This is a genomic window from Bradyrhizobium tropiciagri, assembly GCF_018130505.1.
Classification (GTDB): domain Bacteria; phylum Pseudomonadota; class Alphaproteobacteria; order Rhizobiales; family Xanthobacteraceae; genus Bradyrhizobium; species Bradyrhizobium tropiciagri_B.
Genome location: NZ_JAFCKH010000009.1, coordinates 152,631 through 174,424 on the forward strand (window position 1 = coordinate 152,631; position 21,794 = coordinate 174,424).

A 21,794-nucleotide genomic window follows, 5' to 3' on the forward strand; every position below is an offset into this window, starting at 1 on the left:
GTGTGAAGGGGTCTTTCGAAGAGATCATGCTCAAATAAAGAGCCAAAGCGCGATGACGATTCAACCCAATCTCATCGCGCTTTAGGGCTCAGGCCAGTGTCAGGCCGCCGTCGACGATGATGGTCTGGCCGACGATGTAGGATGCGAGCGGCGAGGCAAGGAACAGCGACGTGCCGGCGATGTCGTCCGGCTGTCCCAGCCGCTTCAGCGGCACGCGTTGCTCGGTGGCCTGGCGCCGCTTCGGGTGATCGGTCGTGACCTTGGTGAGCTTGGTCTCGATAAGCCCCGGCGCGATGCCGTTGACGCGGATGCCGTCCTCGGCCCATGCTTCTCCCAGCGTGCGCGTCAGTCCGATTGCACCGGCCTTCGAGGCGTTATAGGCCGGATTGCCCTTGGTCGAACGGAAGCCGGCCATGGAGCTCAGAATGATGAGCGAGCCGCGGCTGGCCTTCAGCAGGTCGTGAAACTTGAGACTGCAGACCATCAGGCTGTTGAGATTGACGTCGATCACGTGCTGGAAGCCTTTCGCTTCGAACTCGCCGCGATTGTACAGCACGATGCCCTGCGAAAGCACCAGCACGTCGAGCCGATCGAACGGCAGCGCAGATGTGGTGATCGCATCGAAGTCGCCGACGTCCATCTGCGCGTAATACAATCCGGTCAGGTCGGAGCCGTCGTCGGACCGATAGTCCGACGCAGCGGCGCGCGTGCCCCAGACGTGAACCGTACTGCCGCGCCGGCGGAACGCCTGTGCGATCGCGTTGCCGATGCCGCTCGATCCACCGACGACCAGAACTGTTTTTCCATTGAAATCGAGATCGTTCACGCCAGCACGCCTCCAGCATCATTGGTTGCGAAGTCCCGGCACGTCGCGCGGCGACGTGCCGAGGCCTTCTCGCGTCACTTCTAAGATCAGTCTTGCTTGACCAGAGGGCAGCGGCCCTCGGCCATCGGTCGGTACGCCTCGTCGCCGGGAATTCGCGCCACAACCTTGAAGATGTCCCACGGCTCCTTGGATTCCTGCGGCGCCTTGACCTGCAACAGATACATGTCGCGCACCAGGCGGCCGTCCTGACGAATCCGGTAGTCGTCGCTGAAGAAGTCGCGGACCGGCAATTCCTTCATTTTGGCGGTGACCGCGATGCCTTCGTCGGTGCCTGCTGCCTGTACTGCCTTCAGATAGTGCAAGACCGCACCGTAGACTCCGGCCTGGATCGATGTTGGCGCGCGTCCATTGTGCAACTTCATGAAGCGGCGTGACCATTCTCGCGTGCGATCGTCGGTATCCCAATAGAAGGCGTCCGTGATGACCAGGCCCTTCGCCTGATCGAGCCCGACCGCCTTGACGTCGGTAATGAACATCAGGAGGCCGGCGAGCTTTTGGCCGCCTTGCACCAATCCGAATTCGTTCGCCTGCTTGATGGCATTGACGGTGTCGCCGCCCGCATTTGCAAGCCCGATCACCTTGGCCTTGGACTGCTGGGCTTGCAGCAGATATGACGAGAAATCCGACGTATTCAGTGGATGACGGACGTTGCCGACGACCGTGCCTCCTGCCTTCTGCACGAAAGCCGTCGCTTCGCGTTCCTGAGAATGGCTTCCGGCATTGTCGCCCGTGAGAAAGAACCAGCTGTCGCCGCCTTGCTTCACCATCGCACGCGCGGTGCCATTGGCCATCGCATAGCTGTCGTAGGTCCAGTGCACCGTGGTTGGCGAGCAATCCTTGCCGGTGAACTCGACATAGGCGGGGCCGGAGAGCAGCAGCACCTTCTGCTTCTCGCGCGTCACGCTGAGTACCGCGAGAGCCGTGGCCGAATGCGGCACGTCGACTATCGCGTCGACCTTTTCAGTGTCGATCCAGCGCCGCGCAATCGTGCTGCCGACGTCAGGCTTGTTCTGATGATCCGCCGAGATGAGTTCGATCGGCTTCCCAAGCACGGTGCCGCCGAAATCCTCGACCGCCATCTTCGCCGCCACCGTCGATCCGGCGCCGCTGAGATCGGCATAGAGCCCGGATTGATCGTTCAAAACCCCGATCTTCACCACGTCGTTCGACACTTGCGAAAATGCAGGTGCCGCAGCGCAAAGTGCGACCGCAACGCAAGTCGCCAGCAGGTAACGCATCCACTCCTCCCCATTTATTGTCGGACAATAATTGGCGAAATGCGAACGTTTGTCAATTCGTGGCTAAATATGTGGACCTATATCTCGGAAAAAAGTAGCCTACGAAGGCTGTCGTACTGAGTCGCCAGTTTGAATTGTCGGACTAAAAATGCTTGCAGATTCAAATGCGGGAACGGTGGCCCCCAAGAACGAGCCGGTTTACCGGATGGTGGTCCGCAGCATCCAAACCAAGATCATGTCGGGCGAGTGGGTCGTCGGCGACAGGATACCGGCGGAGACGACGCTGGCGGCCGACTTCGGCGTTCACAGGTCAACGGTCCGGGAAGCGATTCGAGTCCTGGAGCAAAACGGCCTCGTCCGTCGCCATGACGGCGGCAAGCTTCTTTACGTCACCGCGCCCCGCGAGGCCGATATCTCGGACAAGGTAACGGCTGCCATTGTGCTCCATGAGATCACCTTCTTCGAACTCTGGGAGAGCATGCGCTATCTCGAGCCGGCCCTTGCCGTATGCGCCGCAGATCGAATTGACGATGATCTGCTTGCTGCTCTGCAGGCCAATGTCGAAAGAACCAAGGCGGCACTTGAAGACAAACAGAGCCTGGTCGAACTCGACATTGAGTTTCATCAGATTATTGCGCGTGCGTCGCGCAATCGGGCATTGCAGCTCAGCCGTGAACCGATGAGTCAGCTGTTCTATCCGGCCTTCCTGAAGGTGTTTTCACGTCTGAATGCCGGCGAGCGCCTGGTCTTTGCCCACGAAAGGATCCTGCAGGCGCTCGGCAGGCGCGACCCGGTCGAGGCTCGGTCCTGGATGGAGAAGCACATCGTCGACTTCAGGCGAGGATACGAGTTGGCAAATCTCGATATCGACTCTCCGGTCGCCTGGCTCAAATAGACCGAGTCTACCTCGCTCCGCTTGCAGTCTCGGCGATCGGCGCGTCGGGACCGAAGCTCTTCCAAATCTACTCCAACTACGCCGCAGCGCGCTTTCTTGACGCTGCGCGACGTTGGCTTGCAGCCGGGCTTTGTGTTTTCAGGGCGCGACCGTCGACGGAAGTTGAATGGCTGTCCTAGTCGGCCGAACGATGTCCGATCGGGTGGCCATCGCCGGCCGGATAGTTGGCGCCGGACTCGAGAATATGACGCCTCACGGCCTTGAGAAGCGCGTGTAAGTCGCGCGCCTCGATCGCATCCACAATCTCGACGTGGTGCGCGGCGCTTCTCTGCAACTCCGCATACGACGGCCACAAGGCAATCGGCCCTGGTCTGGCGCGATTTCGGATCTCGACGACGAGCTTGGCTAGAGTTTGGTTCGGCGCATGGCGATAGATTTCGTCGTGGAAGGCCGCGTTCGTGTTGGCCTGATCGGCCTTGCTGCCGCGCGCGACCGCATCCTCGAAGGCTTGCTGGGCGCGCTTGATGTCGTCGAGTTCGGTCGGTCCGATGTTCGGCAATGCCTGTGTCGCCGCTTCGACCTCGAGCAGGCTGCGGATCGCCAATATCTCGCGAACGACATTGTAGTCGGGCTGAGCGACCCGGTAGCCGCGGTTTTCGACATGGGTCACCATGCCGCTTGCGGCGAGTTGGGTGAGCGCACTTCGGACGTCGAACCGCTTCGCAGCGAACGCTTCCTCCAAATCGATCTGCCGTAACCATTCGCCTGGCCGGTAATCACCTTGCAGAATTGCGCCACCGATCTCCGCCGCCAAAAGCCTCTTCTGCTCCTTGCGGACTTTCATGGCTGCTTCCTCCTTTGGACCGCTTGACTTGCAAAAATTAGTGCGCACAAATTGGCGCCAATAAATGTGCATACCAAATCGTGCCGATGGGAGAAACATTAGATGTCTGGCATCGACCGCAGAAGCTTGATGATCATGTCGGTGCTCGGAGCCGCAATAGGCGTCCGGAGCGCACCGGCCCAGGCGGCTCCGACCGGATATCCCGAGAATTATCAAAAGATTATCGAAGATGCCCAGAACGAGGGGAGCCTCCTGATCTACTCGATCATGTCACCCGAAAACTGGCGCCCGGTGATCGAGGGCTTCAACAAGCTCTACCCCAAGATCAAGGTCGAGACGCTCGATCTGCCCGCGTCACGCGAGAGCTTCGAGCGTTATCTGGCCGAGCGCAGCACCAACAGCCGCACCTGCGACCTTATTGCGACGGCCGACCCGGGCGGATGGATCGACTTCCAGGAGCGCGGGGAAATCCTCGACTACACCTCACCGGAAGCACAGGCGTGGCCGGACTGGTCGAAGCCGTTCCCGGGTGTCTACACCGTCTCATCCGATCCGATGGCGATGATCTGGAACAATTCCCTCGTTCCGGAAGGCAAGCGGCCCAAAACGCTTGCCGAGTTCGTTGAAGTCGCGGTGGCAAACGAGAAGGCTTGGCGCAACCGCATCACGAGCTACGGCGTGCATCAAACGACCTTCGGCTATGGCATCAGCTACGCGTTCGTGAAGAAGCATGGTGATAAGGCCTGGGAGTGGTTCGCGCAGCTTGCGAAGCTCGCGCCTCGCTTCGAGCGTTCGGGCGGCCCGATGACCGAGAAGGTCACGTCTGGTGAGTATGTCGAGGGATGGTTCGTGTCCGCCATCACCTTCTGGCCGCGTCTGAACGATCCGGCGCGGGCGAAAATCCTTGGCTGGAGCTTCATCGGCGACGGACAACCCGTTGTGCTGCGCGGCGTCGCGATTCCGAAAGGATCGAAGAACGTCAACGCAGCCAAGCTGATGCTCGACTTCATTATCTCGGAGCAGGGCCAGCGCGCGTTCGGGCGGGGTGGTTTGACGCCGGCGCGCCCGGGAGTTCAGCCCGGCGACGGCATCCGTCATACGTACTCGTCGATCGTTCAGGCCGTGGGAGAGCAGAACATCTGCTACATCGGTTACGATCGGGACGCCGTGCGGGATTACGACAGCTTCGTGGCGCGCTGGAAAAAGACCTTCAATGTCGCTTGAAGCAGGCAGCGTGCTTCCGAGGGCGTCCGCGGACGTGCTGCCGAAGCCCTTACCCGGCAGGGACACCGCCATCCAGTACGGCGTTGCGCTGCTCACCGTGATCTTGATCGCGGCGCCGCTGCTTCCGGTCCTTTATCAGTCGGTGCTGGATCGCGCACTCTACGATTCCGGGCAGCAGCTTACATTGGGCAATTTCGGCCGCCTGCTTCGGACCGATGGCTTCGGGCTGGTGATCTGGAACACGCTCGTGTTCGCGACGCTCACCACCATCATTTCGCAGACGCTCGGCACGCTTGCGGCGGTGCTGTTCGGGCGCACCAACATGCCGTTTGCACGGCTGTTCGGCGAACTCTTCCTATGGCCGATCTATCTCTCGGCGCTGGTGTTGTCGTTCGGATGGTACACGATCTACGGGCCTGCTGGCTATCTGACGCTGCTGGTGCAATCGATCTTCGATGGCGCGCCGTGGAATCTCTACACTCTGCCGGGCATGGCGATGATCGCCGGCGTCTCGCAGGCTCCGGTGGCCTACATCTATTGCATGTCCTCGGCCTCGATCACCGATCCGACGCTGGAGGAAGCTGCGCGCGTCGCCGGCGCCGGAACCTTGCGAACGCTGTTTCGGATCACCCTGCCGCTGCTGTTACCGGCGATCGCCTACAGCGCGGTGTTGAACTTCACGGTGGGCCTCGAGCTGCTCGCCATTCCACTGGTGTTCGGCGATCCCGCCGGCATCACCGTCCTGACGACGTTCCTCTACAACAACGGAGTGGCGTCGGCCCGTCCGGACCACGGACTTGTCGCGACCGCCGCCGTGTTCATGCTTGCAGCCGTCTGCGTGCTTGTATGGCTGCAAGGACGCTTGCTCGGCAACACGCGACGCTTCGTGACCCTGGGCGGCAAAGCCACGCGACCGCGACCTTTCCGCCTCAACAGCCTGCGCTGGCCGCTGTGCATTTGCTCTGCGGTCTACATCACGGCAACAGTCGTGCTGCCGATCGGCGCACTATTGCTGCGCGCCTTCACCAGCCTGCTGTCGCCGATGGTGCCGATATCAGAGGTGCTGACGCTGGGTAACTTCGCCAGCATGTTCGAGTATCCGGTCTATCTGCGCTCGATCTGGAACTCGTTCATCGTCAGTACGCTCGGCGGTGCCGTGGCCACGGCGTTGGTCGCCCTGATCGCCATCATCGTGCTGCGTTCCGATTTCCGTTGGCGCAGTCCGCTGCATTACATCGCGTTGTTCCCCCGTGCGGTGCCTGGTGTCGTCGCGGGCATTGGCTTCTTCTATGCGTTCGCGCTCGTTCCCGGCCTGGGCGGTCTGCGTAATACCATCTGGATTCTGGTCGCTGCATTCACGATGCACTTCATCCCCGTGGGACTCGGTGCGGTGGCGCCGATGCTGCTGCAGATGAGCCCGGACTTCGACCGCGCCGCCCGCACGCAGGGCGCCGACTGGTGGACGACGAGTTGGCGGATCGTGCTGCCGCTGCTGCGGCCGGCGCTGGTTGCCTGCTTCATCATCCTCTTCATCACGTTCTTCAAGGAATACACGACCGCGATCTTCTTGTTCGCGCCCGGCAGCGAGGTGATCGGAACCACGCTTCTTCAAGCCTGGACGCAAGGAGAGGTCGGCCTGGTGTCCGCACTAGCGACGATACAGGTGCTCGTCATCGGTGTCTGTGTCACGGCAGCGCGCGCGCTTCTCGGAGTGAAGCTTTATGGCTGAGTTGGTAATCGAGCAGCTGCACAAGCGATTCGGACCGGTCAAGGCGATCGACGACGTCAACATCCATGTTGCGGATGGCGAGTTCGTTACATTGCTGGGACCATCGGGGTGCGGCAAATCAACCACGCTGGGCGCCATCGCCGGACTGGATCAGCCGACCAGCGGACGCATCCGCGTCGGCGGCAAGACGTATTTCGACGGCGACAAGGCGATCTTCCTGCCGCCGGAAGCCCGCAATTGCGGCCTCGTGTTCCAGAGCTATGCGCTGTGGCCGCACATGACGGTCTACGACAATGTGGTGTTTCCACTGAAATTGCGCAAAGTATCGACCGCCGATTGCAAGCGCCGCGTCGAGGAGAGCCTTGCTCTGGTCGAGATGGAGCGCTTCCAGGATCGTTATCCGCATCAGCTCTCGGGTGGACAGCAGCAACGTGTCGCACTGGCGCGAACATTGGTCTATCAGCCGGAAATCCTGCTGCTGGATGAACCGCTGTCGAATCTCGATGCAAAGTTGCGCGACCGGGCCCGCACCTGGCTTGCCGAATTGCGCACGCGTCTCGGCCTGACGACAATCTACGTCACGCACGACCAGGTCGAGGCGCTGGCGCTGTCCGACCGCATCGTCGTCATGAACGGCGGCCGCATCAGTCAGATAGGCACGCCGCAGGAGATCTACACGCGGCCGGCCGACAGCTTTGTCGCCGACTTCATCGGCACGACGAATTTCCTGAACGGCGACGTGGTCGGGGCTCCCGATGCCGATGGACAGACGCTCGTCAGTCTCGCCGATGGTCAGCGTGTTCTGATCAAGTCCGACAGGCGTCCATCGCTGGGCGACAAGGTCACGTTTGCCTATCGGCCCGAACAGATGCGGATAGCGGCTGCCAATGACCAGGCGGTCGGAGGCTCGATCGTCGATGCGGATGTGGTCAGTCACTCCTATGTCGGAGGGCGTTGGCAGATCGGACTTAACGTGGGCGGAAATCAGATCCGCATCGAAACCCAGGACGCGACGACTGACCGCCGGTTGCGTCTATGGCTGCCTCTTACCGGCGGGATCATGTTTACAGAACGAACCCATGGCAAATCCCACTGACGCTATCTCTTCCAAAGACGCTCTGCCTCGGGCCGACTACACGCCGGGTGTCCGCGGCCCATTGACGGGCCTGCGCATCATCGACCTGTCACGGCTGGTCGCGGGAAATCTGCTGACCCAGCATCTCGCCGACTTCGGGGCTGACGTCATCAAGGTCGAGCCGCGCGAGGGCGACACGCTGCGCGGCTGGCGTACCAAGGGTGTCGAGACGAACTGGAAGGTGCATTCGCGCAACAAGCGCAGCATCTGTCTTGAATTTCGTCATGAAGACGCTGTGCCGCTGATCCGCAAGCTCATTCCCGGCGCCGCCATGCTGATCGAAAGCTTCCGTCCCGGCACGCTCGAGCAGATGGGGCTGCCTCCGGATGAGTTGCTGCGGCTCGAGCCGAAGCTCGTGATCGTTCGCATTTCCGGTTGGGGGCAGACCGGTCCATACCATCGCCGGCCCGGCTTCGGGACACTGGTCGAAGGTTTTTCGGGCTTCGCGGAGATGAACGGCTTTCCCGATCGCGAGCCGGTGTTGCCGCCGATGTATCTTGCCGACGCGCTGTCCGGCCTCACCGGCGCATTCGCTGCAATGGCCGCGCTGCGGGAGGTCGAGGTCAATGGCGGGAAGGGGCAGGTGATCGACCTGCCGCTGCTGGATCCGATCGTGAACTCGCTCGGGCCTCAGGCGGCGAACTACCGGCTGACCGGCAAAAGCAAACCCCGGAGCGGGAGCCGATCGAGCGGATCGGTGCCGCGTAACGTTTACCGCACGCTGGACGGCGGTTGGGTCTGCCTGTCGGCATCCACGCAAGGCATGGCGATGCGGGTGTTGCGTTCGATCGGCCGCCCCGAGCTCTGCGATGATCCGCGCTTCAAGACCAATGAACAGCGGCTCGTTCATGTCGTCGAACTGGACAAGATCATTGGCGACTTCATTGCGACGCGAACCGTAGATGACAACGTGGCGTTCTTCGAGGCCGCTGAAGTGACCATAGGTCCCGTCAACGACACGGTACGGCTGATGAACGATCGCCACGTGAAAGCCCGGGGTCTGCTCGCCGACTATCCCGACGAGGAGATGGGATCGTTTCCGATGCACGCCGTTCCGGTGCGGCTGTCGGAGACGCCCGGCAGCATCCGGACGCCGGCGCCACATCTCGGGCAGCACAGCCGCGACATCCTCGGCGAAGCCGGCCTGGGTCAAGCTGATATCGACGCACTCCTGGCCTCGGGCCTTGTGAAGGAAACCAAGAAATGACCATGCAGCAAAAATTTCCCGTCTGGCGCTCTGCGCTGTTCGTGCCGGCAAACGTCGAGCGGTTCGTCGCCAAAGCCGTCGAGCGCGGAGCGGACGCCTTGATCATCGATCTCGAGGACAGCGTCCCGCTGGCGGAAAAAGACGCCGCGCGCGCGCTGGTCCCTGGCATCGTCAAGCGCTTTCGCGACACCGGGAAGTCGGATGTCATGGTGCGGATCAACCAGCCTCTCGAATTGGCGGTGCGCGACCTTGAAGCCGCTGTGATCCCGGGCGTGGACGCGATCAAGATCACCAAGGTCGAAGGCGCCGAGCATCTGCGCTTGCTCGACGAGATGGCGACCCGGCTGGAGATCGATCGTGGATTGCCGCCCGGCAAGATCTGGTTTGTCGGGCTGATCGAGGCGCCGGGACCGCTCGCCCGAGCCCACGACATCGCGCGGTCGACGCCCCGGCTGGCCGGCATTTCGCTGGGCGCCGAGGATTATGCGACCGCGATCGGCGCAAAGCCGACGGAGGAGACCTTGTTGATGCCGAAGCAGCAGGTCGTGCAGGCGGCGCGCGCCGCCGGCATCATGCCGCTTGGCACCATCGGCTCCGTGGCGGATTTCGGCGATCTCGAGGGATATGCGCGCATCGTCAGACGGTCGGCCGATTTCGGCTTCGTCGGCTCCGCTTGCATCCACCCCTCCCTGGTTCCGATACTCAATGCGGGCTTTAGCCCCTCGGCCAAGGAAATTTCCGACGCAGAGCGCATCGTAACCCTCAACAACCAGGCCGCAGCCGAGGGGCGAGCTTCTTTCGCCATTGATGGCAAGATGATCGACATTCCGATCGTTCAGCGAGCCGAGGCACTCCTGGAGCGTGCAAAGGCTATCGCGGAAAGAGGTCGCGCAATCTCGAGATGATCTAGCTTCATGGATTGCGGTAGGAGCTGCGAACAAACCAAAAGCGCTCGCATCTGGTGCGGCGCTCGCGCTGCGGCATCAGACGAGTAAGTAACCAGTCGCATTGGTGAGCGCGGTAGGACTCGAACCCACCGCCAGTCCGGGATCAGCCTGGAGTCGATTTCGGCGTTCTTTGGATGAATCTGAAACCTCGGCTCGAGGCCGTCAGGAGAATTGGCCCCAGCTCTGCCGCCGTGCATCCAGATCGCCGAGGCGGACTGAATCCTGAATGCCGCGCGCGCCGTGAAAGCTGCCGTTCAAATAGATCAGCGGATCGGCGGCGCAGAACCTGACCTCGCGAACCTCGCCGACAAAGACCGAATGGGTCCTGGTTTCGAACTCCTGCGCGAGTGTGCAGTCGAACACTGCGAGCGCATCCTCCAGCAACGGCGTGCCGGTGACACCGACGGTCCATCTGGCAAAGGCGAAGCGGTCGTCGCCATTGACGCCCTTCTGACCGCTGAACGCGAGGGCGAGCAAGGTATGGCTCTCGCCGAGGAAGTTGATCGCGAACCGCCTCTCATCCCGGATGGGCGCGTGCGCGCTGGCGTTGCGATTGACGCAGACGAGCAGGGAGGGCGGATCGTCGGAGAGCGAGCACGCCGATGTTACCGTCAAGCCCGTTCGGCGGCCGGGTTGTGTTCCAACCGTAACAAGCGCGACGGCTCCTGCGCATTGACGCATGGCTCGCCTGAAGGCCTGCGCATCGATGTTCATATCCCGATCTCCCACATCGTCCTGATTCACACAGAGGAGCGCTGCCGGGCAAGGAGCGGGCCGCTCCTCACCCGGAACCGCACTACTCGGTTATGCTTCTTCCAGTTCGGCGCTGAGATGCATCAGCCGAGGCATGACCTCGCGCTTCAACAGCTCGAGGGAACGCCGCCACGCCTGCGGCTTGTGCCGGTAGTCGAAGCCGAATACGCACAGGACCCCGAAGCCACCCACCTCGCGGTAGATCGTCTCGATCTTTTCGGCCACCGTCGAAGGTGAGCCGATGATCCAATTGCGTCGCGCGCAATAGTCGACGGTTATGTCGGCGTCTGGGACGTCAGGCGCATGCTTCAGGTAGTCCTTGAAGCCGAAATGGCCGAGCAACGGCAGAAAATACTCGCCCATCATCCTGCCCATCATGTCCCCGGCGGAGAGTTTCCAGGCTTCCTCATCCGTGTCGGCGACGAACACCTCGCGAACCAGCCGCTAGTCCTTGCGGTTCGGCTTGCGGCCCGTCTTGGCCGCTCCCGCTTCGACCGCCTGCCAATGGCTGGCGACGTATGCCGGATTCAGGTTGAGGCTCAGCGGAATGAAACCGCGTTCGCCGGCGAGCTTCAACGTATCCGAGTTCTTGGAGAGCCCGGCGACGGCGATGGGCGGATGCGGCGCTTGCAGGGGCTTGATGTGCGGTTTCAGGAAATCGAACATCGTGTCCGGCTTCGTGACCGTCCAGTATTTGCCCTTGTATGTGAACGGCGCGGGATCGCTCCAGAGCTTGAGAATAATCTCGAGCGCCTCGCGGGTCATGTCCCGGTTCTGGCCGGACATGCCGTCGACGTTGAACATCGCCCAGTCACTGGGCAGGCCCGAGGCGGCAACGCCGAAATTCAACCGTCCCTCGGACAGATGATCCAGCATCGCTACGCGATTGGCGAGCTCGGCCGGGTGGTGATAGGGCAGCAGAAATCCGCCGGGTCCGATGCGAATGTTTCGTGTCTGCTGCAGTGCCTGCGCGATCAGCAGGTCAGGTGCGGGATTCGGCTCCCATGGCGCAGTGTGGTGTTCACCGAACCATGCCTCCTGGTAGCCGAGTTCATCGAGCCAGCGCAGAACCTGCAGATCCCAGTCGTGTCCCTCCTTCAATCCGCACTCCGGCGGATGCGAAGGCATGGTGAAGTATCCGATCTCCATTGTGTGCTCTTCCTCCTATGATCCTGTTCGCGAAATCATTTCGCTTTGCATTTGAAATATGCGCGCAAGCTCCCGGTCAATGTCTGGATTTCCGCGACATCTGCGATGCAGATGGACCGGTCTATCAGCGACTGCTGCGGAGTTTTCTCTTCGTCGCGCCACGCACATGCTTACGACGCAATCGCGTTGCCCGCCGTTCGTTGTCTCCTACTTGCCTACGGGCAGCAGACCGTTTCGTTCGCCTCTCGCAGTTGCTTGCTCTCTCGAGCGAAGCGACCGCGAGAGTGGACGTCATCGTGAGAGTTCTTGCGGCCTGATCAGCACCTTGACCTCGCCGAGGCCGGAGCTGAGACGATCGAAGACCGCGTCCACCTGATCGAGACGGCTGTGCCCGGTGACCAACGGCGCGACGCGCTCGGGCGCAGCCGCGATCATCGCGAGCGCCTCCTGGAACTCTGCCGGGTTGTAGGCAAACACGAAGCGGAGCGACATTTCCTTCATCAGAAGATAGGCAGGGGTGATCGTATCCGGCTCCATGCAGACGCCGACAGCAATAACGGACGTCCCCATTGGCGATTGTTCGGTCACGCTCTGAAGCATTCCCGCTTTTCCGACGCACTCGAACGCGACCGGACGGCGCGCATCTGCCCCGGGAGTATCGGACATGCCGAGCGCCGCGCCCTGATCTTCCCACCACCGCGCCTGCCGGTCCGCATCGGGTGCAATCACCAGGTCCGCGCCCAGCCGCTCGGCGAAGGCGCGGCGACCGACGTCGGGATCGATGGCCATGATCGGCCCCAGCCCGACGTGTCGCAGGCGTGCGATGATGAAGAGGCCAACTGGCCCGCAGCCATGCACCGCGAACGCACAATTTGAGCCTGCAGCGGCGGCATTGACCGCATGGATGGCGACGGCAAGTGGCTCCGTCAATGCCGCAGTATCGGTTGGAACGTTGTGCGGTACAGGCAGCAACATCGATTCATCCAGCAGCATGGCTTCAGCCATCGCTCCGTTGAATCGGTTGCTGTATCCGAGCAGCTCGATGCCCTGAGATCCGACCATGAACGGCATGGCGGTAACTCGGAGCCCGGGGGTGATCGAACGGCTGCAACCGGATCCATGGTCGAGCACCTCGCAGACGAATTCGTGTCCCATCACCACCGGCTTGTCGGGATTCATGAAGCCCTTGAATCCGGCCTTCCCCATGGCCTGCGCCAGGGTGTGCGCGTGGTGCCGAGTGTGCAAATCGCTGCCGCAGACGCCACACACGAGCGGCTTTACGAGAACCTGGCCGTGTCCTGGTGACGGATCGGCAACCGGCCGACGCGGAAGGAGCCGCTTTCAAAAATCGACGTGTACATGCAATTTCCTCCTCTGGCGCCGGTGGCCGAGGCTTACCGGCTTATTGTTTCCGAAATGCTGGCGCGTCGTGAGGGGGATGCCTAGAGCCGGATTTCCGTGAATGCGGTGGGGCTTGGAGATCGCGCGACCGAAATGCTATGAAACGTTGATAAAATCTGGGCCCCGCCGGGAAACGGCGTGCGTCACGACGTCTTCAGACCGCGGAAGCCGCGGCAGCAGGACGTGATGTGGGAGGAGTACATGCTGCAGCCCGCGCCGTCGCCGGCAGCTGAAGGCAGATTTCACGGACTGGTAAACCGTGTTCTTGAGGTTACCCGGTCGCAAAGCCTGGTGATTTTTCTCTGCGATCGCAGTCACGCCGAGCCTGTGGTGCACTATCTCTTCATGCACGGCGTGACGGATTCAGTTGCCCGGGACTATTCCGATCACGAGATCCATCGTTACGATCCCTTTCTGAACCCAACTGTTCTGAAGCGGCGAGCTTGCGATCGTGCATTGATGATCGTCGAGGGTTGCGACGACGACATCAGGCAGTGCGCGGAAGCCGAGAATTATTGGCGGTTCGTCGAACGCAGCGACCTGCATATCGTCGGCGCGACGGTACGGCCCATTCGCGAAGACCTTCTTCTCGTCGTCGGCCTGCATGGCAAGACTGGGGCCAATCCCGTTGCCGTGGCGGCTGCGTCCGAGGAAATAGAGGGCTTGGTCGACACTGTCATGTCGCGTGCATTTCAGAGGGTGCTTGAAAGGGTAGAACCTCATCGCATTCTGGAAGCGACCGGGATGCCGCAGCAGGCCGCCGGTATCACGGCTCCGCCGTCGCGGCGGGAGAACGAGATCATCTGCCTGGTCAAACAGGGGCTGCGCAACAAGGAGATCGCGTTCAAGCTGCAGATCTCGGAAAACACGGTGGAGACGCATCTGCGCCGCATCTATCACAAGATGGGCGTCAACAACCGTACGTCGCTGATCAACCGTCATAGCGAGGCGACGCGCCTCTGAACGCGTCGCCCGGCAAAGCCGAGAATGCCCTTCGTTGCGCTCATGAGGTGCGGCGCTGGCCTTGCGCAGGGTCAGGATGCGCGACTGCGCGCCGTCTTGGCTTCGGTGGTACCGGTCCGCCGTGCCGTCTCGCGCATATCGACCCGGCGCGAGAGCCACTCGCGCACCTCGCCGGCGAAGTTGGCGGGCGCTTTTCGGTCGACGGCTCCGGCCAGTGCGGCGATGGTCGTGTTTGCAAGTTCGGTGCGCATGCTCTGTTCAGCGCGCAACATCACGGCGTGGATGGCGCAGACGCCCTCGCTGGACCAGCGCGGTGCCGTGCGACCGAATACGGCGCACTTTCTCCTGATCTGCTGGCAATCGAACAGCGGCTTCTTGCCTTCGATTGCATCCACGACATCGAGCACGGTGATCTGATCGGCCGGACGGGCGAGAAGGTAACCGCCGCGGATGCCTTCCGAGGCGCGCACGATGCCGGCCTTTTCCAACTTGGGGAAGATCTTTGCCAGGAATGACGGCGAGATGCCCTGGAGGTCCGCCAGGTCGCGGCTGCTTGCCGCTTCCGTTCCTGCGTCCACCAACCAGAGCAGGCAGTGCAGCCCATATTCAACGCCGTTGCCGAGATGTGCCATGAACCAGTTCCAATTGTCGGTCCGCGCTGCGAGGAGACGCGGCATGCCGAAACAGTCGAATACATTTGAGGCGCTGCGATCGCGCAGCAACTCCATTCGTCTCGCGATCGCCTCATACCTGACGGGACGCGGACGCCTTGTGCGTCCGCGTCCCCCAGCTACGTTTTGCCGATATCTATCGGCGCATCGCGTTCGAAAACACCGGTAGCGAGCGGATCAAGCGACGACCACGCGCCGCGGATCGGCCGCTTCCAGTGCTTCTGCACGATTGGCGTTGGGTGGATAGATCCAGACCGTATTGATCGAGCGTTTGAGCGCCTTGGCCTCGGCACCCTCCATCTTGATCTCGCGGTCCCAGCCTTCGGTATAGACCGCACCCCACGGACCGAGGTCGAGGCAAGTCACGTATTTTTGCTGGCTGTAGGGGATATACGGGATGCCCAGCAGCGACGCGGCGACGTTGTGGCCCGCCGAGCGGCCGAGACCCATGGCGTGCTGGCAACACATCAGGGTATGGTTGCCGTCGTCATCAGTCGCAGCGTAGGCCACGTCGCCCGTCGCGAAGATCCCCTCGGTGCCCGGCACAAAGAGGTTGCGATCGACATGCAGTCGGCCGAGCCTGTCCTTCGGTGTAGGAATCTGTGCCGTCAGCGGGCTCGCGCGAAGGCCACCGATCCAGATGACGGTCTTGGCGTCGATGCGTTCGCCGGTTTCGGTGGTGGCGCCGTCGGCATCGACCGACGTGACCGCCGCACCGAGTTTCCATTCCACGCCGAGCTCTTCGAGTGCCTTGGTGATCACCGGACGCGGACCGGGTCCAAGATCGGGGCCGATATCATTTGCCCGCTCCACGACGATGACGCGAATCTTGGTTGCAGAACCCAGCGCGTCACGCAGACGTTCCGGCATCTCAGCGGCCACCTCGATGCCGGTGAAGCCGCCTCCGGCAACCACCACCGTGTTGCGGGCCGGGGTATCGGGCAGGTTTGCGAGGTTCTTGATGTGCGTCTCTAGCGCCGCGGCTTCGTCGACCTGGTCAACGCTGAAACTGTGGTCGAGCAAGCCGGGAATTTCCGGACGAAACAGCCGGCTGCCGGTGGCGAGAACCAGCCGATCGTAGCCGACCGTGGATCTGGAGTCGTCGCCCGACACGACGTCGACTTCACGGCTGTCGGAGCGGATCGTCTCGACCGTTCCCTGAATGAAGCGGATGCCGACGGCGTCGAATATCCCCATCAGCGGAGCTTTCATCCCGCCGGCGCCAACTTCGTAAAGGCGTGGACGAATGTGCAGTTCCGCCTGAGGGGCGATCAGTGCGACTTCGACCTCACCAGACTTGCCTTGTTCATCAAGGAGGCGCGCGGCGCCGAGCGCGCTCCACAATCCAGCAAAGCCGGCGCCGATAATCAGAATTCGCTTCATCACTTCATTTTCCTTTCTCTCGTTGACTTTCCGGTGGTTTGGTTTCGATGGAGGCCACCCGGAAATGGAAGAACTGGGTAGGGCGCGCACGCTGGCGCGGCCTATCGCTCAGTTTTTAGGGTGTGGTCGCGCAGGCGCCGCCTGTTCGCGCGCCACGAGTTCACGATGCGGGCAAAGGCGCGGGCCTTGTGGCGCAAGGCTCCCGAGATGTCTGCAATGATCGAACGAAACAGTTCGTCCCGCATGCTTCTCTCGGCTCGCAGCATGATGGCATGAACGTCGCCGGCATCTTCCGGCCCGCTGTCCAGAAAGGGGAATGGTCGCCCCAGGCGTCTGGCGACGTCTTGCGCGCTCAGCGTTTCTGCATCCGGCCCGACGAGCCAGTGAAGACCGTAATCGTGGCTTGATCCCGTGTGTCTCATAACACGGACAATATTAGTCCGCGTTATGAATTGCAAGACCCCTTCGCCTCGGTGCCCGCTGGTACAGTCCGAATGCGATTTCTTGGTCCTGCATTCCTGCGGACAAGCGACCTTTAATGGCTTCCGATCAGCAAGCAGGACGAGCGAGCATGATGAATACTCTTGTGCAGGCGCAACGCGCGGGGAGTGCGGAAGCTCCGCGAACAGATCCGATCGCGCTCATCCCGGTTCTCGCCGCGGTGGCGCATCCTTTTCTTCTGATGCTCTTCCATGGCTTTGTCGGTCCGCCCGGCACGGAGCCGTCGACGCTCGCGTGCCTGGGTGCGTCGCTAACTCTATTGTTGTGCGTAGCGTTGCCGTTCCTTGGAATTGCGATCGCTTGCCGTCCGGATCTTCCGGCAAGCTTGCGCCGCCTGGCTTACACGACCGTAATCGCGCCGACGCTGTTCGTGTTCGTAGGTGTCGTCCAGGGCATGTTTCGCAGTCCGGTGCCGGATGCCTGGCTTTGGTGCCTGCTCTGGTTGGTGGTGGCCGCCGTGGCCGTCCTGTTCGCGCGGAATCCGGATGATCACATCGCCAGTGCCGGCACAGCGAGATGGCGTGTGGCTCATGGCGTGAGTGCAGCGGTGATCTGCCTCTTCATTCTCTTTCATATTGGCAATCATCTGGCGGGGCTGTTGGGCCCCCAGACGCATGCCGCCGTCATGAATATCGGCCGTTCCGTATATCGGATGAAAGTCGTGGAGCCCTTGCTCGCCGCGCTCTTTCTATTTCAGGTCGCCAGCGGCCTCCGCCTGGCCTGGCGCTGGTCTGCAACCCCGCAGGGATTCTTTCGTACCTTCCAGGTCGCCTCAGGCATCTACCTGGCGGTCTTCTGCGTCGGCCATATGAACTCGGTCTTCATCAATGCCCGGACCATCTTGCTGATCCCGACCGACTGGACTTTCGCGGTCGGCGGCCCGACGGGACTTATCCACGATCCATGGAATATTCGCTTGGCCCCACATTATGCGCTCGGGGTGTTCTTCGTTCTCAGCCATCTCCTCTCGGGTCTGCGCGTTGTGCTGCTGGCGCACGGAGGCGAGCAACGGAGCCTGAATCGCATCTGGCTCGTCGGGGTGCTTGCCAGTGCGGCGATCGCAGTTGCGATCATTGCTGGAATGGGCGGTGTCCGCCTTTGAGCCGCGACGGATCCGGCCGCCATCAGTGAAGTGCCGATGATGCGGTGGGGCAGACCGGTCTAGCGGCTTGCGGCCTTTCGCGCCTTCGAGCTTCGCCGCATCCCGGCACGACGCGCCGTGTCTCGCGTCGAAGCCCGCTCTCTGAACCAGGCCTTCGCCTGATCCGCGAAGGAGGCGGGAGCATTGCGGTTTGCTCCCACCGCGAGGCTTGCCAGAGAAGTTTTTGACAACTCGTCTCGCATGGTCTTCTCGGCGCGCAGCATGGCGGCATGAATGCCGCAAAGGCCTCGTCCCGACCAGGAGGGTTGCTTCCCTGCAAAGAGGGCGCAATGACCCCGGATTTCCCGGCAGTCGAACAGAGGCTTCTGTCCCTCGATCGCATCGACGACGTCGAGAATCGAGATTGCCTCAGGCGCTTGCGCGAGCCGATATCCGCCTTGGATTCCCTTGGAAGACTGAACGATGCCGGCCTTCTCCAGACGCGGAAATATTTTCGAGACAAAGGCCGCCGGCACGCCCTGAATATCTGCCAAATCGCGGCTGCTGACCTCGAAATCCGGGTAGTTCGCAAGCCAGATCAAGCAATGCAGACCGTATTCTACCGCTGCTCCAATGTGGGCCATGGATCCTTACAATCAGTATTCGCGCCGATGTGCCGATATGTAATACATCCGTTTCCAAGAACAAATAGCGATATTTATCCCGAATCATTTGCGTCAGCTCGAGCGCGTAACGCAGCCGTGCCGACAACATCAGGTTGCCCTCGTCATGCGGCGTTCGGCGTGCTGATCGATTCCCCGGGACCCCGGAGATTCCACCAACCAGATGCCGTTAGTCGGCTGCTTTCCAACCCGTTCGTGGACTTCGACGCTGCCGCCGAATAGCGCAGCAACACTGCGATCCGGCTCGTTGCACTAATCCCCTCAAGCGGAGGCGCCTCACGACTTGTCGGGCAAAATACCGCATGCCGGGACCTGGAGCCTTGCGTCATTTAAAGCAGACTGATACAATCCGTGTTAGAAGTTGGTGCCGCGGCCAATTGGCCGATGGCGCGGAAGTGGCAGGAGTTCGTACTCGTGAAAAGAATCGTCATCATAGGAGCGGGCTTCGCCGGGGTCTGGAGCGCGCTCTCGGCAGCGCGACTTCTCGATAAGCACGCCGTCGGGCCCGATCAGGTCGAGGTGATGGTCGTCGCGCCGCGCGCTTCGCTGGATCTACGCCCGCGCTTCTACGAGGCGAATGTTGCGGAAATGACTGCGCCGGTTGGTGCGGTGTTCGAGGCTGCCGGCGTGCGGTTCGTGGCCGGAACGGTCGAGATCATCGATGCCGATGGGAAGGCTATTGAATACGCGGATCCGGGCGGGGCGCGGGTCCGCCTTGCTTACGATCGCCTGGTGCTGGCCTCGGGAAGTCGCCTGGTTCGTCCTGAAATTGCCGGCCTGAAAGAGCATGCCTTCAGTATCGATCAACTCGACGAGGCGAGCCAGTTCGAGGCGCATCTGCGCGGTTTGGCCGGGCGGGCAGATAGCGTGGCTCGCAACACGGCGATCGTGATCGGCGGCGGCTTCACCGGTATCGAGATCGCTACGGAGCTCCCCGCAAGGATGCGATCCATTCTCGGGAAAGGAGCGCAAGTCAGGGTGATCGCGATCGAACGGGCTGATGCGATTGGTCCGGAGCTCGGTGCTGGTCCTCGTCCCGTGATCGTTGAGGCGCTTGCTTCGCAAGGAGTGGAGTGCAGGCTGTCGACATCCGTCGTCGAGATTGACGCAGGCGGCGTTCGGACGACAGCGGGCGAGCGAATTGACAGTCTCAGCGTCGTCTGGACCGGCGGTATGCGAGCGAGCCCACTTACGGAGCAGATCGATTGCGAGCGCGATGCGCTCGGCCGCCTGCTGGTCGATGCGGATCTTCGGGTGGCGAGTGCGCCGGAAATCTTCGCAACCGGGGATACTGCCCGGGCCAGGACGGATGCGTCCGGAAATCACACCGTCATGTCGTGTCAGCACGCCCTGGGGTTGGGCCGGTTTTCCGGCAATAACGCCGCGGCTGATCTGCTCGAGATTCCGACCCTGCCGTATAGCCAGGAGCGATACGTGACCTGCCTCGATCTTGGGCCGTGGGGGTCGGTGGTGACGGCGGGCTGGGATCGTGTCGTGCAGCTATCCGGCGCAGAGGCCAAGCAGCGGAAGCGCTACATCAACTCGACCCTGATCATGCCGCCGCCGCCGGTGCGCGCGGAGGCGCTCGCAGCGGCAGATCCGTCGCAGCCGAGGAATCCCAGTTCGCTCCAGGCTCGCGCCTAGTCGGGGCCGGGAGCGATCTCGGGGAAGTGTGGTGGCGCACGGTCGAATGACGGCTCGCCAGGAGGGGGAGGCGCGTCCGCGGGCGCTTCCTGCCCCGGTCCGCCCGGTGGCTTGTCATCAATCATGATGACAGACCGGGTCCGGTCATCGGCGTATTCCGGTCGGGATTGGCGACCGTCGTGACGTGATTTTGGCAAATGTTCGCAACCCGTGAACGAATAGATCGAAGTCTGCTGCTCAAGGTCGCAAGCCTGCGTCCTGAGTCTTGATGTCTTGAACCATACAAAAACATAATAGGGGGAAGCATGTTCCATCGAGTATTGCTGCTCGCGTCTCTGCTGTCCGGCGCTTGTGCGTCGGTTGCAGAAGCCGATGTGAAAATCGGCGTAATTCTGTCTCTGACCGGCCCATCTGCTTCGTTGGGGATTCCTGCACGAAACACCGTTGAGCTATGGCCGAAGGAAATCGGTGGGCAGGCGGTTCAGGTCACGATCCTGGACGATGCCTCTGATCCCGGCGCCGCAACGACGGCGGCGCGCAAACTTACAGCCGAGAACGCTGTTGATGTGATCGTTGGACCTTCGACCACGCCAACGTCGCTTGCAATCATGCAGGTTGCCGAAGAGACCGGAACGCCTGCACTCACGCTCGCCGGCAGCAGCGCAATCGTCGATCCCCCGGCGGGACCGCGTCGATGGATGTTCAAGCTCCCGCCGAATGAGGCGATCGCGCTGCATCGGATCTTCGGCAACATGCAACAGAACCGGAAGACGAAACTGGGAGTAGTCGCCGTCAGCAACGCCTATGGTCAGACGTTCCTGGACGTCGCGTCGAAGATTGCAGCGATGTACAATGTCTCGATCATCGCGACCGAGCGGTTCAACCCCACCGATCCGAGCTTTGCCTCGCAGGCCTTGAAGATCGCCGCCGCGCGGCCTGACGCCGTGTTCATCGCGGCGACGGGTACACCGGGCGCCACTCCGCAGATCGAGCTGAAGCGGCGCGGGTTTGCGGGCACCATCTATCAGACCCAGGCGATCGCGAATGCGGACTTCCTGCGCGTTGGCGGCAAGGACGTCGAAGGGACGCTGTTCCCGGTCGCGCCTTTGCTCGTTGCCGAGCAATTGCCCAATACCAATCCGGTCAAGACAGTCGCGCTGGACTACCTCAGGGCGTATGAGGCGAAGTACGGTGAGAAATCTCGGTCTCTCTTCGGTGGCGTCGCCTGGGATGCGCAGCTGATCATCAGGGCCGCGATCACGCAGGCTCTTGGGAAAGCGGCGCCCGGGAGCCGCGAATTCAGGCAGGCTTTGAGAGACAGCATCGAGCAGTTGCGCGACCTCGTCGTGACGCATGGCGTGTACTCGTTCTCAACCGTTGATCACAACGGAGCCGACGAGCGCAGTCAGGTGATGGTCGAAATCAAAGACGGGAATTGGCTCTACGTAGAGAAGGAGTAG

General features: G+C 61.7%; 19 protein-coding genes and 2 pseudogenes. 10 read left to right on the forward strand and 11 right to left on the reverse strand.

The window, feature by feature from the left end:
* Window positions 1-88 precede the first annotated feature (88 nt).
* Both JQ633_RS23260 and JQ633_RS23265 read right to left on the reverse strand, forming a co-directional pair.
* On the reverse strand, window positions 89-826 hold the full coding sequence (locus JQ633_RS23260) for an SDR family NAD(P)-dependent oxidoreductase (RefSeq protein ID WP_211987403.1): 738 nt from the start codon (window positions 824-826) through the stop codon (window positions 89-91).
* A gap of 86 nt (window positions 827-912) precedes the next feature.
* On the reverse strand, window positions 913-2,124 hold the full coding sequence (locus tag JQ633_RS23265) for an ABC transporter substrate-binding protein (protein WP_211987404.1): 1,212 nt from the start codon (window positions 2,122-2,124) through the stop codon (window positions 913-915).
* A 148-nt stretch (window positions 2,125-2,272) separates the two neighbouring features.
* Between JQ633_RS23265 and JQ633_RS23270 the strand changes: the two genes are divergently transcribed.
* Complete coding sequence (locus JQ633_RS23270; protein WP_211987405.1) at window positions 2,273-3,019, forward strand: FadR/GntR family transcriptional regulator; 747 nt, start codon at window positions 2,273-2,275, stop codon at window positions 3,017-3,019.
* A 175-nt stretch (window positions 3,020-3,194) separates the two neighbouring features.
* On the opposite strand, the gene JQ633_RS23275 is transcribed toward JQ633_RS23270, so the two are convergent.
* The gene (locus JQ633_RS23275) at window positions 3,195-3,863 is read right to left on the reverse strand and encodes a GntR family transcriptional regulator (protein ID WP_211987406.1); all 669 of its coding nucleotides are present in this window, start codon (window positions 3,861-3,863) and stop codon (window positions 3,195-3,197) included.
* 102 nt (window positions 3,864-3,965) lie between these two features.
* Between JQ633_RS23275 and JQ633_RS23280 the strand changes: the two genes are divergently transcribed.
* From JQ633_RS23280 to JQ633_RS23300, 5 genes are read left to right on the forward strand one after another with little or no spacing between them, the layout of a single operon-like run.
* Window positions 3,966-5,087 carry an ABC transporter substrate-binding protein gene (locus JQ633_RS23280; RefSeq protein WP_249159573.1) on the forward strand — a complete coding sequence of 374 codons (1,122 nt, stop codon included), beginning with the start codon at window positions 3,966-3,968 and terminating at the stop codon, window positions 5,085-5,087.
* Complete coding sequence (locus JQ633_RS23285) at window positions 5,077-6,816, forward strand: ABC transporter permease (protein WP_211987407.1); 1,740 nt, start codon at window positions 5,077-5,079, stop codon at window positions 6,814-6,816. The genes JQ633_RS23280 and JQ633_RS23285 overlap by 11 nt, the downstream gene beginning before the upstream one ends.
* Window positions 6,809-7,912, forward strand: a complete 1,104-nt coding sequence (locus tag JQ633_RS23290; RefSeq protein WP_211987408.1) for an ABC transporter ATP-binding protein — start codon at window positions 6,809-6,811, stop codon at window positions 7,910-7,912. The genes JQ633_RS23285 and JQ633_RS23290 overlap by 8 nt, the downstream gene beginning before the upstream one ends.
* A complete protein-coding gene (locus tag JQ633_RS23295; protein WP_211987603.1) occupies window positions 7,896-9,158 on the forward strand; it encodes a CaiB/BaiF CoA transferase family protein in 1,263 nt (420 codons plus the stop codon). Before JQ633_RS23290 ends, JQ633_RS23295 begins: the two co-directional genes overlap by 17 nt.
* Window positions 9,155-10,063 (forward strand): HpcH/HpaI aldolase/citrate lyase family protein, encoded by a 909-nt coding sequence (locus tag JQ633_RS23300; RefSeq protein WP_211987409.1) that lies wholly within the window; start codon window positions 9,155-9,157, stop codon window positions 10,061-10,063. Before JQ633_RS23295 ends, JQ633_RS23300 begins: the two co-directional genes overlap by 4 nt.
* A gap of 204 nt (window positions 10,064-10,267) precedes the next feature.
* Here JQ633_RS23300 and JQ633_RS23305 read toward each other — a convergent pair whose 3' ends face one another.
* The 4 genes and pseudogenes from JQ633_RS23305 to JQ633_RS35455 form a co-directional block, all read right to left on the reverse strand.
* On the reverse strand, window positions 10,268-10,819 hold the full coding sequence (locus JQ633_RS23305; protein ID WP_211987410.1) for a flavin reductase family protein: 552 nt from the start codon (window positions 10,817-10,819) through the stop codon (window positions 10,268-10,270).
* 90 nt (window positions 10,820-10,909) lie between these two features.
* A pseudogene (locus JQ633_RS23310) lies at window positions 10,910-12,007 on the reverse strand (LLM class flavin-dependent oxidoreductase).
* A gap of 291 nt (window positions 12,008-12,298) precedes the next feature.
* Window positions 12,299-13,000, reverse strand: a complete 702-nt coding sequence (locus tag JQ633_RS23315; protein ID WP_433995685.1) for a zinc-binding dehydrogenase — start codon at window positions 12,998-13,000, stop codon at window positions 12,299-12,301.
* Window positions 12,977-13,291 (reverse strand): annotated as a pseudogene (locus JQ633_RS35455) (alcohol dehydrogenase catalytic domain-containing protein); the annotation flags it as partial. The gene JQ633_RS23315 and the pseudogene JQ633_RS35455, both read right to left, overlap by 24 nt.
* Window positions 13,292-13,609: 318 nt before the next feature.
* Here JQ633_RS35455 and JQ633_RS23320 point away from each other — a divergent pair.
* Window positions 13,610-14,371 carry a helix-turn-helix transcriptional regulator gene (locus JQ633_RS23320; protein WP_211987412.1) on the forward strand — a complete coding sequence of 254 codons (762 nt, stop codon included), beginning with the start codon at window positions 13,610-13,612 and terminating at the stop codon, window positions 14,369-14,371.
* A 71-nt stretch (window positions 14,372-14,442) separates the two neighbouring features.
* Here the strand turns inward: JQ633_RS23320 and JQ633_RS23325 are convergent, their stop codons facing one another.
* From JQ633_RS23325 to JQ633_RS23335, 3 genes are all read right to left on the reverse strand, one after another.
* Window positions 14,443-15,099 (reverse strand): RrF2 family transcriptional regulator, encoded by a 657-nt coding sequence (locus JQ633_RS23325; RefSeq protein WP_349631596.1) that lies wholly within the window; start codon window positions 15,097-15,099, stop codon window positions 14,443-14,445.
* 120 nt (window positions 15,100-15,219) lie between these two features.
* Entirely contained in the window at window positions 15,220-16,425 is a 1,206-nt protein-coding gene (locus tag JQ633_RS23330; RefSeq protein WP_249159575.1) for an NAD(P)/FAD-dependent oxidoreductase, read from the reverse strand.
* Between the two features lie 101 nt (window positions 16,426-16,526).
* On the reverse strand, window positions 16,527-16,670 hold the full coding sequence (locus JQ633_RS23335) for a hypothetical protein (protein ID WP_211987414.1): 144 nt from the start codon (window positions 16,668-16,670) through the stop codon (window positions 16,527-16,529).
* A gap of 326 nt (window positions 16,671-16,996) precedes the next feature.
* Between JQ633_RS23335 and JQ633_RS23340 the strand changes: the two genes are divergently transcribed.
* A complete protein-coding gene (locus JQ633_RS23340) occupies window positions 16,997-18,028 on the forward strand; it encodes a hypothetical protein (protein ID WP_249159576.1) in 1,032 nt (343 codons plus the stop codon).
* A 59-nt stretch (window positions 18,029-18,087) separates the two neighbouring features.
* Here the strand turns inward: JQ633_RS23340 and JQ633_RS23345 are convergent, their stop codons facing one another.
* Window positions 18,088-18,651 (reverse strand): RrF2 family transcriptional regulator, encoded by a 564-nt coding sequence (locus JQ633_RS23345; RefSeq protein WP_211987415.1) that lies wholly within the window; start codon window positions 18,649-18,651, stop codon window positions 18,088-18,090.
* Window positions 18,652-19,104: 453 nt separating this feature from the next.
* Between JQ633_RS23345 and JQ633_RS23350 the strand changes: the two genes are divergently transcribed.
* Both JQ633_RS23350 and JQ633_RS23355 read left to right on the forward strand, forming a co-directional pair.
* Window positions 19,105-20,334 (forward strand): NAD(P)/FAD-dependent oxidoreductase, encoded by a 1,230-nt coding sequence (locus JQ633_RS23350; RefSeq protein WP_349631597.1) that lies wholly within the window; start codon window positions 19,105-19,107, stop codon window positions 20,332-20,334.
* 305 nt (window positions 20,335-20,639) lie between these two features.
* Window positions 20,640-21,794, forward strand: coding sequence for an ABC transporter substrate-binding protein (locus JQ633_RS23355; RefSeq protein ID WP_211987416.1), 1,155 nt, complete (start codon window positions 20,640-20,642; stop codon window positions 21,792-21,794).

Bases quoted from the DNA above. Each gene is read 5' to 3' on its own strand.
- JQ633_RS23300 (WP_211987409.1), top strand. From the start codon at position 9,155: ATGACCATGCAGCAAAAATTTCCCGTCTGGCGCTCTGCGCTGTTCGTG.
- JQ633_RS23295 (WP_211987603.1), top strand. From the start codon at position 7,896: ATGGCAAATCCCACTGACGCTATCTCTTCCAAAGACGCTCTGCCTCGG.
- JQ633_RS23335 (WP_211987414.1), bottom strand. From the start codon at position 16,670: ATGCGGGACGAACTGTTTCGTTCGATCATTGCAGACATCTCGGGAGCC.
- JQ633_RS23320 (WP_211987412.1), top strand. From the start codon at position 13,610: ATGCTGCAGCCCGCGCCGTCGCCGGCAGCTGAAGGCAGATTTCACGGA.
- JQ633_RS23275 (WP_211987406.1), bottom strand. From the start codon at position 3,863: ATGAAAGTCCGCAAGGAGCAGAAGAGGCTTTTGGCGGCGGAGATCGGT.
- JQ633_RS23265 (WP_211987404.1), bottom strand. From the start codon at position 2,124: ATGCGTTACCTGCTGGCGACTTGCGTTGCGGTCGCACTTTGCGCTGCG.
- JQ633_RS23285 (WP_211987407.1), top strand. From the start codon at position 5,077: ATGTCGCTTGAAGCAGGCAGCGTGCTTCCGAGGGCGTCCGCGGACGTG.
- JQ633_RS23355 (WP_211987416.1), top strand. From the start codon at position 20,640: ATGTTCCATCGAGTATTGCTGCTCGCGTCTCTGCTGTCCGGCGCTTGT.
- JQ633_RS23270 (WP_211987405.1), top strand. From the start codon at position 2,273: ATGCTTGCAGATTCAAATGCGGGAACGGTGGCCCCCAAGAACGAGCCG.
- JQ633_RS23340 (WP_249159576.1), top strand. From the start codon at position 16,997: ATGATGAATACTCTTGTGCAGGCGCAACGCGCGGGGAGTGCGGAAGCT.
- JQ633_RS23325 (WP_349631596.1), bottom strand. From the start codon at position 15,099: ATGGAGTTGCTGCGCGATCGCAGCGCCTCAAATGTATTCGACTGTTTC.
- JQ633_RS23345 (WP_211987415.1), bottom strand. From the start codon at position 18,651: ATGGCCCACATTGGAGCAGCGGTAGAATACGGTCTGCATTGCTTGATC.
- JQ633_RS23290 (WP_211987408.1), top strand. From the start codon at position 6,809: ATGGCTGAGTTGGTAATCGAGCAGCTGCACAAGCGATTCGGACCGGTC.
- JQ633_RS23280 (WP_249159573.1), top strand. From the start codon at position 3,966: ATGTCTGGCATCGACCGCAGAAGCTTGATGATCATGTCGGTGCTCGGA.
- JQ633_RS23315 (WP_433995685.1), bottom strand. From the start codon at position 13,000: ATGCTGCTGGATGAATCGATGTTGCTGCCTGTACCGCACAACGTTCCA.
- JQ633_RS23305 (WP_211987410.1), bottom strand. From the start codon at position 10,819: ATGAACATCGATGCGCAGGCCTTCAGGCGAGCCATGCGTCAATGCGCA.
- JQ633_RS23330 (WP_249159575.1), bottom strand. From the start codon at position 16,425: ATGAAGCGAATTCTGATTATCGGCGCCGGCTTTGCTGGATTGTGGAGC.